The sequence below is a fragment of the Stenotrophomonas sp. STEN083 genome, from assembly GCF_056759195.1.
In genome coordinates this window covers 34,334-50,667 of record NZ_JBRRCU010000005.1, presented here as the reverse complement: position 1 = coordinate 50,667, position 16,334 = coordinate 34,334, and the positions used below count along the sequence as shown (strand labels likewise).

The window sequence follows — 16,334 nt, the reverse complement described above, 5'->3', positions numbered from 1 at the left end:
CGGATCAACAGGACCAGTCAGGAGACACTCATGGCCAAGAAGGACAGCGTTCAAAAGCGGTTGCAGAAGATCCGGCCGCCACGCGTGCAGCTTACGTATGACGTGGAAAAGGGCGACGCGATCGAGCAGAAAGAGCTGCCGTTTGTGGTCGGTGTGATGGGTGACTTCAGTGGCACGCCGGAAAATGCGCTGCCCAAGGTCAAGGACCGCAAGTTCGTCAACGTCGACCTCGACAATTTCGACGAGGTCATGGAAGCGGCTGGCCCGCGCGCGGTCTATCGCGTGCCCAACAAGATCAGCGAAAGCGGTGGCGAGTTCGGCGTCGAGTTGAAGTTCAACTCGATTGATGACTTCCGTCCGGAATCGGTGGTGCAGCAGATTGATCCGCTGCGTCGCCTGCTCGAGTCGCGCACCAAGCTGGCAGATCTGCGCAACAAGTTGGCGGGCAATGAGAAGCTCGAGGACCTGTTGACCGACGTGCTCAACAACACCGAGCAGCTCAAGAAGCTCGGCGCGGCGAAGGAGGAATAAGCGATGGCGTCTGAAGCCAGTCAACTGTCCGCGCCGGTCGCGGCTACTGAAGAAATCGATCTGCTCGACCAGATCGTAGAGAAGAGTAAGGTCGCCAAGTCGCGCACCGAGCATGAACGTGCCAAGGACATCATCTCCGCGCTCGCGCAGGAAGTGATGGATGGCACGGTCGTGGTGTCTGACAACCTCAATCTGACCCTGGACGCGCGTATCGCCGAGATCGACCGGATCATTTCCGAGCAGCTCAGCGCGGTGATGCATGCCCAGGAGTTCCAGGCGCTGGAAGGTAGCTGGCGTGGCTTGCACTATCTGTGCTCGCAGACCTCTACCGGCCCGAACATGAAGATCAAGGTCTTCAATTCGCCGAAGAAGGACCTGGTCAAGGACTTCAAGTCGGCTATCGACTTCGACCAGAGCGCGCTGTTCAAGAAGGTCTATGAGGAAGAGTTCGGCACCTTCGGTGGTGCGCCGTTCGGTGCCTTGATCGGTGACTACTTCCTTGGTCGTCAGCCGGAAGACATGTACTTCATCGAACAGATGTCGCACGTGGCAGCCGCCGCACACGCGCCGTTCCTGTCTGCTGCCAGCGAAGGCATGTTCGGCTTGGAGTCGTTCACCGACCTGGGCAAGCCGCGCGATCTGGCCAAGGTGTTCGACACGGTGGAGTACGCCAAGTGGAAGTCGTTCCGCGAGAGCGAGGACAGCCGCTATGTAGGCCTTACGCTGCCGCGCTTCCTCGGCCGTTTGCCGTACAACCCCAAGGACGGCACCACGGTTGAAGGCTTCAACTTCGTTGAAGAGATCGAAGCTGCCGATCACAGCAAATTCCTGTGGTGCAATACCGCCTATGCGGCCGGTGCGCGCCTGACCCAGGCATTTGAGAGCTACGGTTGGTGCGCAGCGATTCGCGGTGTTGAAGGTGGCGGCCTGGTCGAAGACCTGCCGACGCACACCTTCCGCACCGATGATGGCGAAGTGGCACTGAAGTGCCCGACCGAGGTTGCCATCACCGACCGTCGTGAAAAAGAACTCAGTGACCTCGGCTTCATGCCGCTGGTGCACTGCAAAAACACCGACTACGCCGCCTTCTTCGGTGCGCAGTCGGCACAGAAGCCGAAGAAGTACAACACCGATTCGGCCAATGCCAACGCGATCCTGTCTGCGCAGCTGCAGTACATTTTCGCGGTTTCGCGTATCGCTCACTACTTGAAGGCGATGATGCGCGAGAAGATCGGCAGCTTCGCATCCGCGGGCAACGTCGAGGAATTCCTGAATCGGTGGATCGCCCAATACGTACTGTTGGACGACAACGCCAGCCAGGAAGCCAAGGCGCAGTTCCCGTTGCGTGAAGCATCTGTGCAGGTTTCGGAAGTGCCGGGCAAGCCCGGTGTCTACCGCGCGGTGGCCTTCATCAGGCCACATTTCCAGCTCGATGAGCTGTCTGTTTCGTTGCGTCTTGTTGCTGAACTGCCGGCGTCGGCAAAGAAAGCGTAACGATTTGATGTTGCTTTAGCGTCGGGTGGGGACTTCGGTCCCTGCCTAGCGGTGGCGCACATTTCTAGAGGGCGAAGCCCCCCTCAATCGCCGGGCCCCCGCCCGGCAAACAATCTCACGGAAGAACGGAATTTAGGAGACCAGATATGCAACATGCTTTTCTTTCAATTGACACCATCAAAGGTGAGTCGCACGACGACAAGCACAAGGATTGGATTGAAATCCAGTCCTTCTCGCAGGATCTGCTGCAGCCTCGCTCGGCCACTGCCTCCACCTCTGGTGGTACCACGGCAGCCCGCGTGAATCTGTCGCCGATCGAAATCATCAAGTCGATCGATCTCGCTTCCACGGCCCTTAACCAGGCCGCCGCAAACGGCACCACCTTCCCGAAGGCACGCGTTGAGTTCATGCGTGCGGACAAGGACGGCAACGCGATCAATTACTACCTGGTCGAGCTGCTGAACGTGCTGGTACACCGCGTCACCACCACGGTCGACAAGGAAGGTATGCCGCAGGAAGTGGTTCAGTTGAGCTTCGGTGCAATCAAGTGGACTTACCAGCAGCAGAAGCCGGAAGGCGGAGTTGGTGGCAAGACCGTGGCACAGTGGAGCGCAACCAAGAACATCCCGAACTACACCGTTTGATGATGTGTTCTGCGATGGCGCCTAAAGCGCCATCGCAGTCTCAATCCCGGCAAGGCCAGGAACGGCCCTGCGGTTGCATCGCTGCCTTGACGCACGGATGCCTAGCTACCGGAAACAACGATGAAGGGACTCGAACCCAGCCTGTTGGAAAAGCTGTTTGACGATAATCCGCGCAGTGCGGGTGCCGGGCCGATCTTCAAGTCCGTATCGCTGGAGCAGTACAAAGAGTCCATTGCGCGTGACCTGGAGGGGCTGCTGAATTCGCGCGCCGCATTCCAGGAAAGCGATATGGCGGCGTTCCCGAACTGCCGCCAATCCCTGTTGACCTATGGGCTTGCCGATTTTTCGGCGATGAGCCTTGCCAATGCCTATGACCGTTCTGCCATCTGCCGTTCATTGGAGCAGGCGGTCGGCCGCCATGAGCGCCGTTTGAAGAACGTCAGCGTGCAGCTTGATGCCGGCAACCAGTTCGCCGGTGGCCTGCATTTCACCATTCATGCGCTGCTGGATCTTGAGCCGGCGCGTGAGCCGGTAAGTTTCGACGCGATGCTGCAGCCGTCCACGCTGCAGTACCAGGTTACCCGCGCTCGTCGCACCCAGCAGGCACTGTGATGCAGGATCTGCTGCCCTTCTATGAGCGCGAACTGGCTTACCTGCGCCGCTATGGCCGTGAGTTCGCCGAGCGTTACCCGAAGATCGCCGGCCGTCTGCAGTTGTCCGCGGATGGCAGCCAGGACCCGCACGTTGAGCGCCTGATCGAGGCATTCGCGCTGTTGAGTGCGCGCGTATCCAAGCGCATCGATGACGACTACCCTGAGTTCACCGATGCGCTGCTGGATGTGCTCTACCCACACTATCTGCGGCCGTTCCCAGCCTGTTCGATCGTCTATTTCGATATGGACGGCGTGGCGTCGAAGCTGAGCGCGCCAGTGCGGATTCCGCGCGGCACCTCCTTGCAGAGTCGCGCAGTGCGCGGCGTCCCTTGTGATTTCCGTACCAGTTACGACGTGGTGCTGGCACCCATCGGCATCTCCGCCGTCACCTATCGGGCGGTGGCTGACGCGCCGATGGCAACGGCATTGCCGGGCGGTAGTGGAGGGCAGATCTCACTGAGCTTCAATCTGCTTTCAGATCAGCTTGGCTTCGCTCAGCTGGGTACCGATAAATTGCGCCTGTTCCTCGACGGCGAGCCGTCGGTGCGCGCTGCTTTGCGCGACGCACTGCTGCTTGGCGTAAAGGCTTCGTATGTTGAGTCCGACGGCGACGGTCGCTGGCGCCGGCTTGAGTCAGTGCCGATCAGCCCGGTTGGCTTTGCCGACAGCGAAGCGCTGATCGATTTCCCGGCACGTTCGCACCCTGCGTATCGCTTGCTGACCGAACTGTTCGGCTACCCGGAAAAGTTTGGTTTCGTTGACCTGGACCTGATTGCCACCAGCGCTGGCGCCAGCCGCCGCTTCACATTGCACCTGATCCTGCCCGCCGGGCAGCAGGAACGGGCCAATGCAATGGTGCTGGAAGACATCGGCCTGCAGAACGTGCGGCTGGGCTGTACGCCCATCGTCAATTTGTTCAAGATCAACGGTGAGCCGATCCGGGTAACCCATCGCACGGTGAACTACCCAGTGTTGGCGGACGCACGCCGTGCCTATGCCTTCGAAGTGCATTCCATCGATTCGGTGTACCGCATCCGGCAGACGCCGCAGGGCGAGGCGATTCACGAGTTCCGTCCGTTCTATTCGCTGCATCACGGCGAAGACCCGGATCGTACCGGGCAATACTGGGTCGCCCGCCACGACGAAGACATCGCTAGGCAAAGCCCCGGTTTCGAGATGGAGATCAGCTTCGTTGATCTCTCTTTCAACCCGGTGCTGCCGCAGACAGACACGGTCAGCATTGAGCTGACCTGCAGCAACCGTGACCTGCCGCATCAGCTTGCGTATGGCGTAGCCGGTGGCGACTTGAGCATCGAAGGCGGCAGCCCTGCCAAGGCCATCACGCTGCTGCGCAAGCCAACCCGACCACTGCGCTTCCGCCACGGGCGCAGCGCGCAGTGGCGCCTGATCTCGCATCTGTCGCTTAACCAGCTGTCCCTGAGTGGCAGCGGCTTGGCTGCGCTGAAAGAAATGCTGCGTCTGTATGACCTGTCTGGCAGCAATGTCTCCGCGCGGCAGGTCGACGGCATTCTTGCGCTGGAGCAGGTGCCGGCAACCACCTGGATGTCCGGTCGCCAGTTCGCATCTGTCGTACGCGGTCTTGAAATTCGCTTGACCATCAACGAGGCCCATTTTGTCGGTACCGGCGTGGCTGCATTCGCGCAGGTGATGGATCACTTCTTCGCACTGTATGTGCATGCCAACAGCTTTACCCGACTGGTGCTGATTTCCGGCGACAGCGGGGAGGAGATCGTCCGATGCGAAGCGCGCAGCGGCGAATCGATCCTGGCGTAGCCCAGCAGCTGCTGGCCGAACCACACCGCTTCGAGTTCTTCCAGGCGGTGCGCTTGCTTGAGCAGTTGTTCGAGCGGCAAGGGGTGAAATCGGGGCAGGCGATTCCGATGCGGGTGCGTTTCCGCAACAACCTGTCCTTGGGCTTCCCGGCGACCGAGTTGTCTGCCGATGGCGAGGTGTATTCGCTGTCCGGTGATCGCCTGCTGGAGCGCGAAGACATCGAGCAGGCACTGGCTGCCGAAACCCTGGGTGAAGTGCATCTGACCCCGCAGTTCATGGGCTTGCTCGGCACCTCCGGCGCATTGCCGCTGCACTACACCGAAACGCTGCAGATCCGCGAACTCTACGAGCGCGATCGCACCGCACGTGCCTTCCTCGACATTTTCTCAACCCGCGCCGTTGCGCTGCACTACGCGGCGTGGAAGAAGCACAGATTGGCGCTGCAGTACGAGCTGGACCGGCGTGAGCGCTTCCTGCCATTGGTGCTGTCGCTGCTTGGCATGGGCATGCACGAGCTACGCGACCGCCTGCATGACGGCGAAGGCGACATCTTCGATCAGGCAGTGGCGTACTACGCAGGCGCGATCCGGCAGCGGCCGGTATCGGCAGCATTGATGCAGCGCGTGCTCTCGGATTACTTCCAGGTAACGCTTGAGGTAGAGCAGTTTGTCGGCGCCTGGTACCGCGTACCGCCAGGGCAGGCGACGCGCCTGGGGCAAGCCAATGCCGTGCTGGGTGCAAGCGCGCTGGCGGGCGACCGCGTTTGGCAGCGCGATCTGCGCCTGCGCCTGCGCATCGGCCCGCTGTCGAAGAAGGCATTTGATGATTTCCTGCCCGGCGGCACCGCAGCCTTGGCCTTGGCCAAGTGGTTGTCGCTGCTCACCGGCGGCACGCTTGAGTACGAGGTGCGGCTGGTGCTGCGTGCCGAGGATGTCCAAGGCAGCGCACTGGGAACAGGAGCGCGCTTGGGTTGGGACAGTTATATGTGTACACGCGGGCAAGACGGCGCGCGCGACGACACCACCTATGGCATCCATACGTTGCAATAACGAGGCGCCGGCAGCGATGACGCTGCCGGTAATTGAACGGTTTCAGCAGGGAGTGCGTGGTTCCGAATGAGCATCAACCTCAAAACACTTATCAGCAAGTTGGACGACACCTGCCGTCAGGCGACCCAGCGCGCAGCGAATCTGTGCATGGCGCGTGGCAACTACGAGGTGGATCTGGAACATCTGTTCCTCGCCTTGTTGGAGCAGCCCAAGAGCGACTTCGTGCTGATTGCCCAGCGCAGTGGCATATCGCCCGAATCACTCGAGCGCGACCTCAGCGATGAGATCGGCCAGTTCAAGACCGGCAACACACGCACGCCCGTGTTCTCCCAGCATCTGCCTGCCTTGTTCGAGCACGCCTGGCTGATCGCCTCGCTGGATTCGGAAACCACCCGCATCCGCAGCGGTCACCTGCTGTTGGCGCTGCTGACCGAGCCTGATCTTGCGCAGCTGGCGTACCGCGGCTCCAAATTGTTCGTGCGCTTCAAGCGTGAAGAGCTCAAGCACGATTTTGCAAAGCTGACCGAAGGCTCGCAGGAAGCGCAGACCGTTCGCTTCGCCGATGCTTCGGCGACGGGCGAAGGTGCAAGCGAGGACGCGGACGCAGTACCGGGCGAAGCCAAGGGCGGCCTGTCCAAGACCCCGGCGCTGGACCAGTTCACCACCAACCTTACCCAGCGTGCGCGTGACGGCAAGATCGACCCGGTGATTGGCCGTGATGCCGAGATCCGTCAGGTCATCGACATCCTGATGCGCCGCCGCCAGAACAACCCCATCCTCACCGGTGAGGCCGGCGTCGGCAAAACCGCCGTCGTCGAAGGCCTGGCCCGTCGCATTGCCGAGAAGGATGTGCCCGACGTGCTGCAAGGCGTTGAGCTGCATACCTTGGACATGGGTTTGTTGCAGGCCGGTGCCAGCGTCAAGGGCGAGTTCGAGAACCGCTTGAAGAACGTGATCGACGAGGTCAAGAAGAGCCCGCACCCGATCATCCTGTTCATCGACGAAGCCCACACCATGATTGGTGCCGGCGGCTCCGCTGGCCAGAACGACGCCGCCAACCTGCTCAAGCCGGCCCTGGCGCGTGGCGAGCTGCGTACCATCGCCGCTACCACCTGGAGCGAGTACAAGAAGTACTTTGAAAAGGACGCCGCCTTGGCGCGTCGTTTCCAGGTAGTGAAGGTGGAGGAACCCAGCGAAGTACTGGCCGCTGCCATGCTGCGCGGCATGGTCAGCCTGATGGAGGCGCATTTCGGCATCCGTGTGCTGGATGAGGCCGTGACCGAAGCCGTGCGCCTGTCGCACCGCTATATCAGCGGCCGCCAGCTGCCGGACAAGGCGGTCAGCGTGCTCGATACCGCCTGCGCCAAGGTCGCACTTGGGCAGAGCGCAACGCCCGCGATCATCGAAGACACCCGCAAGCACCTGGATCGGCTCGAGGCCGAGCTGGCTGCATTGCAGCGCGAGACTGCCGGCGGCAGCACCTTGCATGAGGAGCGTCTTGCCGAACTGAAGGCGCAGCAGCTTGAAGCGCAGGCTGTGCTTGCCAGCAATGAGCAGCGTTTGAGCGTCGAGCGCGAACTGGCCGGGCGCGTTGCAGCGCTGCGCCAGCAGCTTGAACAAGGCCTGGCGGGCGAGGGTGATGCGGATGCCTCGGCGGACGATCAGGCCGACGTCGCTGTCGCGAAAACAACTGGCAAGCGCAGCAAATCAACGCGTGAGCTCTCGCCGCAACATGCAGAATTGGCGAAGTTGCAGGCGGAGCTGCGTGACCTGCAGGGCGAGACCCCGATGGTTCCGCTGCAGGTGGATGGCACCGTCGTCGCTGAAATCGTGTCGGCATGGACCGGCGTGCCGCTTGGTCGCATGGTCAAGGATGAGATCCGCACCATCCGCTCGCTGGGCAGCCTGCTGGAAGAGCGGGTCATCGGCCAGGACCACGCGCTCGACGCCATCGCCCAGCGTGTGCGGACCGCGACCGCGAAACTGGAAGACCCGAACAAGCCGCGCGGCGTGTTCATGTTTGTCGGGCCCTCCGGCGTGGGCAAGACCGAGACCGCGCTGGCCTTGGCCGACATTCTCTATGGGGGTGAGCGCAAGCTGATCACCATCAATATGAGTGAGTACCAGGAAGCGCATAGCGTGTCCGGCCTGAAGGGTTCCCCGCCGGGCTACGTTGGCTACGGCGAAGGCGGCGTGCTGACCGAAGCTGTGCGCCGCAACCCGTACAGCGTGGTGCTGCTCGACGAAGTGGAGAAGGCGCATCCGGACGTACTGGAAATGTTCTTCCAGGTGTTCGACAAAGGTGTGATGGATGATGCGGAAGGGCGCGAAATCGATTTCCGCAATACCTTGATCATCCTCACCTCCAACATCGGTTCCTCGCAGATCATGCAGTCCTGCCTCAACAAACCGGCAGAAGAAATTCCCGCCGCAGACGCACTTTCCGAAGCCCTGCGGCCGATCCTGATGCGCAGCTTCAAACCGGCCTTCCTTGGACGCTTGAAGGTCGTGCCGTACTACCCGATCAGCGATGACGTGCTGGTGCGCATCATCAGCCTCAAGCTCGGCCGAATTCGTGACCGCGTCAGCGTAAACCACAAGGCCAGCTTCAGCTGGGATGAAGGTCTGGTTGAAGCTGTACTGGCGCGCTGCACCGAGGTGGACTCGGGCGCACGCAATGTCGATCACATTCTCAACGGCACCTTGCTGCCGGAGATTGCGGAGAACGTATTGACCGCCATGGCCGAAGGCACCCGCATCAACAGCATCAAAGTCAGCGCCGGCAAGAAGGGCGATTTCAAGTACAAAGTTTCTTGATTACGGAAGAAGGAGAACAGCATGGAATTTTTCGGATTTGACCGCCAGGCAGCACTGGACCACTGCGACAGCCTCGAGCTGGGCTTGGGGCGCGACCTCGACCGCGTGCGCGCATGGAACCGCTTGCGCCCGGAGCACATCGTCGAGCTGCTCGAAACTGCAGTGCCGGCAGCACGCCAGGATGCACGCATTGTGGCTGGCCAGATCAGTCGTGGCTCCTGGCGCATCCACATGGATAGCGCGCCGGTCGGCAAGCCGCAGCTGGTGAGCAATATGCGTGAGGTGCTTATTTCTGCTGGTGGACGTGACTATCGTCTGCAGGTCAGCGAAGGCGTGCGTCTGCGCCTTGAGGAAATCGCGCAGGTCGCTTGATGCAACGCTAACAACGCCATTCCGGTGCTGGCGGGTACCGGAATGGATGGCAACAAACAGATGCATCCAGCAGTTTTCAGTCCGGGCCGTAGCGCGCACTACAGCCCATGAAGGCAGATCAACACCATGGATTTGGTAAACAACGTATTGGCAGCCCTGGCCGGGCCCGCGCAGACACAACGCTTCCTGCGGCTGCATACCGCGCTGGGCGGCGACGTGCTGGTTGCGGAGACCCTGGATGGCGTCGAGCAGATCGACGGTATCGGCTTTCAATGGACGATGACCGCGCTATCCGTTGATGCTGGCCTGCAATTGCAGCCGCTGATCGGCAAGCCCGCCTTGCTCCAGCTGCAGCAGGCCGATGGCAATCACCGGCCATTGCACGGACGCATCACCGCCGCCGAACGGATTGGCAGCAATGGCGGACTCGCCCGTTATCGCCTGCGCCTGCAGCCATGGTTGGCATTTCTGTCGCAGCGCGTAGACAGCTATGTGTTTCACGACAAGACCGTGGTCGAGATCATCGAAGACATCTTTGCCGACTACGGTAGCTTGGCGCCCGAGTGGCGCTGGGTGCTTACCGATGCCAGCCAATACGCCAAGCGCAGCCTGACTACGCAGTACCAGGAGAGCGATCTGGCGTTCGTACAGCGCCTGCTGGCTGAAGAAGGCATCTTCTATTGGTTCGAGCATGAAGGCGACCCGGATGCAGCGGCTTTCGGCAAGCACACCTTGGTATTGGCCGATCACGCGCATGACGTTACCGATCTCGGCAGCGTTCGCTTCCATCGCAGCAACGAAAGCGAACGCAGCGATGCCATCCAGCAGTGGCAGGAAGCCCGCAGCTGGTGCACGCCGAAGGTGGAGCGGGCAACCTGGGATTACCGCAGCCTTGAGCGCCGCCAAGCAAGCGCCGAAGCAGAGCTGGGCGCCAACCTGGGCGTGGTTGACCAGGACACCAGTGGACCTTACGGCTGGCAGGACAATGCGCGCGGGCAACGTCGCGCGCAGCAGCATCTGGATGCAATGCGCGTGCGCTCGCATCTGATTGAAGGCGGCGGCAAGTGGCGTGCACTTGCGCCGGGCGCCAAGCTCGCCCTGTCACAGCACCCGCAGGTAGCCGAGGACGCTGCATTCCTCTGTATCTCGGTACGACATCAGGCCCGCAATAACCTGGATGCTGATGTATTCGATGCACTTGAGCAGACGCTTGGCCCGATCAACCAGCGCGCACTGGAGCTGCCAACGGCATTGGCGGGCATCCGTAATGGTGCAGGCCGTAATGACATCAACACAGGTTTCTACGACAACCAGTTCGCGGTGATTCCGGCCGAGGTCATCTACCGCCCGCAGACTGAAGACGGGCATGGCGTACACCTGCACCCGCGGCCCAGCGTGACCGGCACCTTGAGTGCAGTTGTGGTCAGTGATGGCGATCCCTTGCTGTCTGACCGCGACCACCGCATCAAAGTGCAGTTCCCGTGGCAGCGAGGCGGCAATGCCAGCAACGGCTTGGCGCACCCGGCCGGCGACGACAATGCGCCCGCCAGCGGCAATGCCTGGACCTGGGTGCGCGTAATGACCCCGTGGGCCGGCGACAACTGGGGTGGCGTAGTGCTGCCGCGGCGCGGCCAGGAAGTATTGGTCGCATTTCTGGAGGGCGATATCGACCGCCCCGTGATTGTTGGCGCGCTCTATAACGGCCGCGGCCAACAGGACGCACAGCACAACAAGTTGAACAGCGGTGGCGCCAACGCCACCGGCAACGCCGCCGCATGGTTCGAAGGCAACGATCACGCCGCCGTGTTTACCGGCTTCAAGAGCCAGGCGCTGGCAGAAAGCCAAAGCGGCACCGGCGGCTACCAGCAGCTACGCTTCGACGACACGCCGGGGCAGGGCCGCGCCCAGCTGTCGACAACGCAGCACGATACCACCTTGACCCTCGGTCACCTGAAAGGCGGTGACGATAACGTGCGCGAAGGCGAGCGCGGTTTCGGCGTCGAGCTTTCAACCCAAGCACACGGCAGCCTGCGCGCCGGTCGCGGCCTGCTGCTGACAACGGAGGAGGGCACGCCGCAGATGGCAGCACCACAAGCCATCGCACAGCTGCAGCAAGGCCACGACCTGCTCAAGAGCCTGGCCGACTCCGCAACTGATCAAACAGCGCAGCTGCCCAAAGATCCTGCCGAACTGCCCATCGACCAAACCCTGGCCGAACTGCAGGAGCAGCTGAAAGCAACGCATAGCGGCAGCAGCGCCGGCAGCATCAATGGCGGCGACGGCGAAGCACCCGGCTGGAGCGCGCCCGTACTACTCGGCAGCGGCGTAGCCGGCGTGATGAGCCTGACCCCAGCCGATCAAGCATGGGTAAGTGGTACCCACACCTTGCTGAGCAGCGGTGTCGCATTGAACTGGATGACGCAGGGCTCGCTGAGCCTGGCAGTCGCGCAAGGTCTGGTGCTCTACACCGTGGGCAGCGAGGGCAGGAAAGACAGCCCCAATCAGGAGCGCGGCATCGCCCTGCACGCAGCACAAGGCAAGGTAAGCGCACGCGCGCACAAGAACCAGGCCACGATCGCTGCGAAGACCAATGTCCGCATTGCCAGCACCGAAGCCAATATCGAAATGGCGGCGCCGAGCAAGCATCTGCTGGCTACTGCGGCTGGTGCTTACATCCGGATTGAGGGCGACAACATCGAGCTGGGCGCGCCCGGGAAGATTGAGTTCAAGGCGAGTCAGAGGGATTGGGTGGGGCCGGCTAGTGTGAGTGGTGATGTGCGGAAAGCGAGCGGTGTTTATCAAGGCTGCCAACCCGGGCTTGCTAACGCCGTGCTGAGACAAGAGGCTTTCGTGGAGATTGGGCTATGAGCTGCGCTGTTGCTTCAAGCGACGGCGGAGAGGCCCACGTTTCGCCTTGGTTTGATGGTTTGTCGAAAATTGCAGCTGCGGCTGGAGGGCGATGTTTTGTGTTGATGCAGCGCTCTGCAGATGCAGGAGGTGATGCGGAGGCGTTTGATAATTTATGCGGTTCCGCTTGTGTCGTTGTGAAGTCTGTTGCTCTCGCGAAGCTTCCTTCAGAATTACATCCATTGTTGCTACATCTTGATCTCCAGAAAAGTATGCACTGGCAGATACTGGATGCCCTCCGCGCAATGGTTAATCACGATCTAGAACTTGATGCCTTGAGTCGTGGATGCGTTCAGCGAGTTTGCGCGTTCATTTTCTCCAATGATAGTGCCGAAAATGTCGAGCGCGCGATCAGAGCTGCCGCGATTATCAGATCGCCTAGGTCATCTAGATATCGATGGATGCGTTTCTATGATCCGATTGTTGGCTTGGTTTTTTGGCCAGTACTTGAGGAACAGCAGAGAATCGGCCTTCTCAGTGGTATCAGCTCGTGGTGTTTTGTCGACCCTTGGCAGAATTTGCACGTAGTATCCGGCGAAACGGCCAAGTCGGCCGGTGCTAATCATTCTGTGCTTCGATTGACAGATATTCAATGGAGCCGTTTGGCTGGGGTTGGATCGCTCCATCAGGCTTGGCTTCGCGCAAAGCGCGAGAAACTTTCGGCAGATAGAAAATCATTTGACGAAGCGGCGAAGGCGCTTTTTACTGCGTTAGCGCTTGGCCTGCATGGTCGTCTCGATATGGACTATTTCGCGTGGCATATATTTCAGTACGGCCCCGAGATTTTGAATCACCCGAAAGTCGAGAGGATGGTTCGGAGAGTTGATTCGAACAGTGACTATATCGGATTGGCTCATGAGGTCGACGACGATGAGTGGCGTTTGATTGGCGAAGAGGCAAAGAGAATGAATTCATTCACAAGGAACGTGGCGCTATGAGTGAAACGATAACACCGACTGAGAATGTTACGGTCAATGTCGTGGAGCCCAGTAGGCAGTCGAAGGGGATTCCTACAGCTCCGACAGTTAGAGTTCCACCGCCAGGGGCGGCAGGAGAGGTTCCCTGTGATGTTTGCCGTACCACAGGTCTTGCGATCCTTCCCGTGCGATATGCAGTGGTGCCCAAGACGTGCACCGCAGCTGGGCAAGGCATTTTGCAGGAGAAAAGCCCTGGTTGTGACGTTCCTATAGGCCAACATGGTTACGCCTATACATTGCGAACTCTCCGACAAGGCATGGTTTACCTGTACTACGAGGGGGGCGGTCCCTTTGGTGCAAACCAATGGGAGGCTTATGCCGTTGCCGAGAACGGTACGTTATGGATTAGAGCAACGATTGGTGCCTCGGAGCGAATAGTTGGAGGGGGGCTTCCTACTTGCTCGCGTAAGGCACACACGCATGAGCGGATGGAGTTCTTGGTCATCCAACGTCCCGAACTGTGTGAGAAAGTATGGATTGCTTACTCTCAAGAACCTTGGACTGAACGCACAAGAGAGCGGTATGCAAGCGACGCAACGTTGCGCGCAAAGCGCATGCAGTATATCGAGCCAAAAAACTGGATAGCTAGTCCTGAGCAAAAGGGCGATTTGGTGCCGTTGGATAGTGCGGAGAGGCTGGTCAGCGTAATGGAATACCGCCCATACCCGTCCTCCGAGCCGGCGGATCTTCCCCACCTATCCGTGCCGAGGCCGGTTAGTACTGCTGATGGCGGCTACGATCCTGATGTTCTCAATAGCAGCTCTACAAGATATCCGTGGAGCCTTCGGAACTCGGTTCTAGGTGCCGCGACCGGCGAGCGACCTTTGGATAAGCGCTTCAACATCATTAAGGCAGCCAGCCATGGAGGAGCGGCTCAGGAGAAGCCCTATACTCCGCTCTTGCTAAAGCTTTGGGATCCAATTGGCGCCGTTCATGAGCTAAATGGGTACAGGAATGATGTGCTGGGCCATATTGCGAGATATCGAAAAGAGCAAGAGCTTGCACTGAGTGCAAAGGAGTACATCGATGAGATTGTAGTGCTTCAGCACAACAATGCTGCAGTCATGGCAGATAAGTTTGCAAGTTCGAACCGGGATGCTTTGCGCGGCATGGTTGCCGATGGAGATGAGTATGTCGACCAGGGTTTAAGGGGGAGTGAGAAGGCGATAACTTCTGAGAATAGAAGTATTTACCTGGATTTTCGTGACGGAAAAGTTGGCTGGTCGGAATATCTACAGCGACGTAATGCGTCGATTGCGCGCCATTCGGGTCTATCAGCGGATAATGATTATCTGAATCCAAATGCTAGACGCGATGAAATTAATAGGCGGTTTTCTGCCCACGACAGCTTGAGGGTGATGGATACGCCGCAGACTTGGACAGGACAATCCAGAGCTGTTCTGGAAAGCTTTCAGCGCGACGCTCGAGATAGGTGGGAGAAGAAGTATAAGCCTCTAATAGATTGGGACGCGCACAAACAAAGAAAAGATTTGTATGAGGCGATGGTTGCCGCCGCAATGTCGTTGGTGGTGCCTCGTTCGCGCGCCCTTAAAGCGTGGCTTTCTAACCCCTTGTTCCTAGTCGTACTCGAGGATTTTGATACCAAAGATATCAAGAGCGGGTTTAATTTCGAAGTTGCTATATCAGAAGCTATTGTTGGGCTTGGGGCCGACGATGTTGGACGAGAGTACCTGGAAGAACAGTCCCGCAATATTTGCGTAAATGATAAGCGGAGCATTTTATGGCGCGCGATCGCGCTCAATCAAGATGATGCTTGTGATGAGCTAAACGCATATCTGAAAGCTGCAGATGATAACAAAAGCGCAGTTTTAGGTGCTGTAGGTGCTGGCTGGAGTGTATTTACAACAGCCGCTGCTGGTCTTAATAAATTTATTGGATACTACAAACGCTACGAGGAGCTTAAGAAGGATGTTTATTCTGACTCGTTCGTTGGGAGGGCGTTGAAAAATGCAGGTGTTGATCATTTTGTGGTCGGCGCCGGCGATTTTTTGATGAAGGCTTTGCGTCTTGAAAAGGGTGACAAGTTGCTGGGTGAATACATGGTCCAGCATGTGTTGTCAATTCGCGCGTTAATGGATCCGGTGGAGTCGAGCAATTTAATAACGGCTGAAGCGGCGCATCTCCCAGCTATACGGGCTTACTACTCGGATCGCGTGAAGCACTATTATGGAAACTCTAGCACTCGCGCGAATGCGAATATGCTAGCTCTAGCTGATTTGGAGCAGCATAGAGGAGTTGATGTAATGCGCGAGCGTTGGAGGGGGTTGACTCAATCTTCAAGGAGTCCAATTAGATTGGCCGGACTTACGGCTGTTCTAGAGGTAATAAATTTTACGAATCTTGCTTTTCGGTCTGATAAGCGAGCCAAAGACTATGTCAGTTTAGTGTCGTCCGGGCTGTCGCTGGCATCTTCAGGAGTTACAGTTGCAACCAAGGTGAGTGAGACTTTGCTCTCTAAGGATAGTATGAGCTTTGCCCGGATTAAAACTATTGGTGGCCTTCTAGGAGGAATAAGTAGTTCTCTGGCAACCTTTCAGGATGGCATCGAATTTATTGAGGCTGGGAGAGCAAAAAGGTGGGAGCTTAGTATGGTCCTTGCCACGAAGGCAATAATAAATTTGTTTGTCTCCGGCGCTCAATTACTTGGGGTTATCGTTTACTCGGCGCCCCTGCTTGAGAGAGTGGCGGGGAGGGGGGCAACAACAATTTGGTTGACCAATGCACGTTATGGCATCGAGGCGGCAACGGCAGCTCGCGCGGCACGTGCTGCGGGAACGGCGGCATCTTCTGCAGCAATTCGAACTGGTGCGCTTACTGGAGTTGGTAGGGGCGTGCTATTCCTTGCGGGGTGGGAGGTGGCTCTCGCGGTTGTCGCTCTACAAGGGTTGGTTTGGGTTCTTTCGCCCAACGAACTGGAGATCTGGTGTGAGCGAAATTACTTGGGTAAGGTTCGAGAAAAAAATATGATTGGATTCGGAGGCAGTGAGCCAAAGTACAAGACGAGCGAAGAGCAGACTAAAGCTTTTGGAGCGGCAGTTGTCGACGTTAGAATCGTGAATGCCGGTGGAGGGTAAT

At 58.9% G+C, this 16,334-nt stretch carries 11 protein-coding genes; all 11 read left to right on the top strand.

What is annotated here, in order from left to right:
• Nucleotides 1-30 precede the first annotated feature (30 nt).
• The 11 genes from tssB to ACVOK8_RS02875 all read left to right on the top strand — a co-directional run bounded on the left by tssB (nucleotide 31) and on the right by ACVOK8_RS02875 (nucleotide 16,333).
• Nucleotides 31-531: a type VI secretion system contractile sheath small subunit gene (tssB, locus tag ACVOK8_RS02925; RefSeq protein WP_481565500.1), complete on the top strand. Its 501-nt coding sequence runs from the start codon at nucleotides 31-33 to the stop codon at nucleotides 529-531.
• Between the two features lie 3 nt (nucleotides 532-534).
• Nucleotides 535-2,025: a type VI secretion system contractile sheath large subunit gene (tssC, locus tag ACVOK8_RS02920; protein ID WP_481514707.1), complete on the top strand. Its 1,491-nt coding sequence runs from the start codon at nucleotides 535-537 to the stop codon at nucleotides 2,023-2,025.
• 146 nt (nucleotides 2,026-2,171) lie between these two features.
• A complete protein-coding gene (locus ACVOK8_RS02915) occupies nucleotides 2,172-2,669 on the top strand; it encodes an Hcp family type VI secretion system effector (RefSeq protein WP_057628616.1) in 498 nt (165 codons plus the stop codon).
• Nucleotides 2,670-2,789: 120 nt separating this feature from the next.
• On the top strand, nucleotides 2,790-3,281 hold the full coding sequence (gene tssE, locus ACVOK8_RS02910) for a type VI secretion system baseplate subunit TssE (RefSeq protein WP_481565499.1): 492 nt from the start codon (nucleotides 2,790-2,792) through the stop codon (nucleotides 3,279-3,281).
• Nucleotides 3,281-5,116 (top strand): type VI secretion system baseplate subunit TssF, encoded by a 1,836-nt coding sequence (gene tssF / locus ACVOK8_RS02905; protein WP_481565498.1) that lies wholly within the window; start codon nucleotides 3,281-3,283, stop codon nucleotides 5,114-5,116. The genes tssE and tssF overlap by 1 nt, the downstream gene beginning before the upstream one ends.
• The gene (gene tssG / locus ACVOK8_RS02900; protein WP_481565497.1) at nucleotides 5,080-6,165 is read left to right on the top strand and encodes a type VI secretion system baseplate subunit TssG; all 1,086 of its coding nucleotides are present in this window, start codon (nucleotides 5,080-5,082) and stop codon (nucleotides 6,163-6,165) included. The genes tssF and tssG overlap by 37 nt, the downstream gene beginning before the upstream one ends.
• Before the next feature lie 66 nt (nucleotides 6,166-6,231).
• Complete coding sequence (tssH, locus tag ACVOK8_RS02895) at nucleotides 6,232-8,982, top strand: type VI secretion system ATPase TssH (protein ID WP_481565496.1); 2,751 nt, start codon at nucleotides 6,232-6,234, stop codon at nucleotides 8,980-8,982.
• A gap of 21 nt (nucleotides 8,983-9,003) precedes the next feature.
• Nucleotides 9,004-9,354 carry a hypothetical protein gene (locus ACVOK8_RS02890; protein WP_481565495.1) on the top strand — a complete coding sequence of 117 codons (351 nt, stop codon included), beginning with the start codon at nucleotides 9,004-9,006 and terminating at the stop codon, nucleotides 9,352-9,354.
• 126 nt (nucleotides 9,355-9,480) lie between these two features.
• Complete coding sequence (locus ACVOK8_RS02885) at nucleotides 9,481-12,222, top strand: type VI secretion system Vgr family protein (RefSeq protein WP_481565494.1); 2,742 nt, start codon at nucleotides 9,481-9,483, stop codon at nucleotides 12,220-12,222.
• On the top strand, nucleotides 12,219-13,199 hold the full coding sequence (locus ACVOK8_RS02880; protein WP_481565493.1) for a hypothetical protein: 981 nt from the start codon (nucleotides 12,219-12,221) through the stop codon (nucleotides 13,197-13,199). Before ACVOK8_RS02885 ends, ACVOK8_RS02880 begins: the two co-directional genes overlap by 4 nt.
• Nucleotides 13,196-16,333, top strand: coding sequence for a T6SS effector BTH_I2691 family protein (locus ACVOK8_RS02875; protein ID WP_481565492.1), 3,138 nt, complete (start codon nucleotides 13,196-13,198; stop codon nucleotides 16,331-16,333). The genes ACVOK8_RS02880 and ACVOK8_RS02875 overlap by 4 nt, the downstream gene beginning before the upstream one ends.
• Nucleotide 16,334: the final 1 nt, after the last annotated feature.

Coding starts and splice junctions, on each gene's coding strand:
- tssF (WP_481565498.1), top strand. CDS start 3,281: ATGCAGGATCTGCTGCCCTTCTATGAGCGCGAACTGGCTTACCTGCGC.
- ACVOK8_RS02890 (WP_481565495.1), top strand. CDS start 9,004: ATGGAATTTTTCGGATTTGACCGCCAGGCAGCACTGGACCACTGCGAC.
- tssG (WP_481565497.1), top strand. CDS start 5,080: ATGCGAAGCGCGCAGCGGCGAATCGATCCTGGCGTAGCCCAGCAGCTG.
- tssB (WP_481565500.1), top strand. CDS start 31: ATGGCCAAGAAGGACAGCGTTCAAAAGCGGTTGCAGAAGATCCGGCCG.
- tssC (WP_481514707.1), top strand. CDS start 535: ATGGCGTCTGAAGCCAGTCAACTGTCCGCGCCGGTCGCGGCTACTGAA.
- ACVOK8_RS02885 (WP_481565494.1), top strand. CDS start 9,481: ATGGATTTGGTAAACAACGTATTGGCAGCCCTGGCCGGGCCCGCGCAG.
- ACVOK8_RS02875 (WP_481565492.1), top strand. CDS start 13,196: ATGAGTGAAACGATAACACCGACTGAGAATGTTACGGTCAATGTCGTG.
- ACVOK8_RS02880 (WP_481565493.1), top strand. CDS start 12,219: ATGAGCTGCGCTGTTGCTTCAAGCGACGGCGGAGAGGCCCACGTTTCG.
- ACVOK8_RS02915 (WP_057628616.1), top strand. CDS start 2,172: ATGCAACATGCTTTTCTTTCAATTGACACCATCAAAGGTGAGTCGCAC.
- tssH (WP_481565496.1), top strand. CDS start 6,232: ATGAGCATCAACCTCAAAACACTTATCAGCAAGTTGGACGACACCTGC.
- tssE (WP_481565499.1), top strand. CDS start 2,790: ATGAAGGGACTCGAACCCAGCCTGTTGGAAAAGCTGTTTGACGATAAT.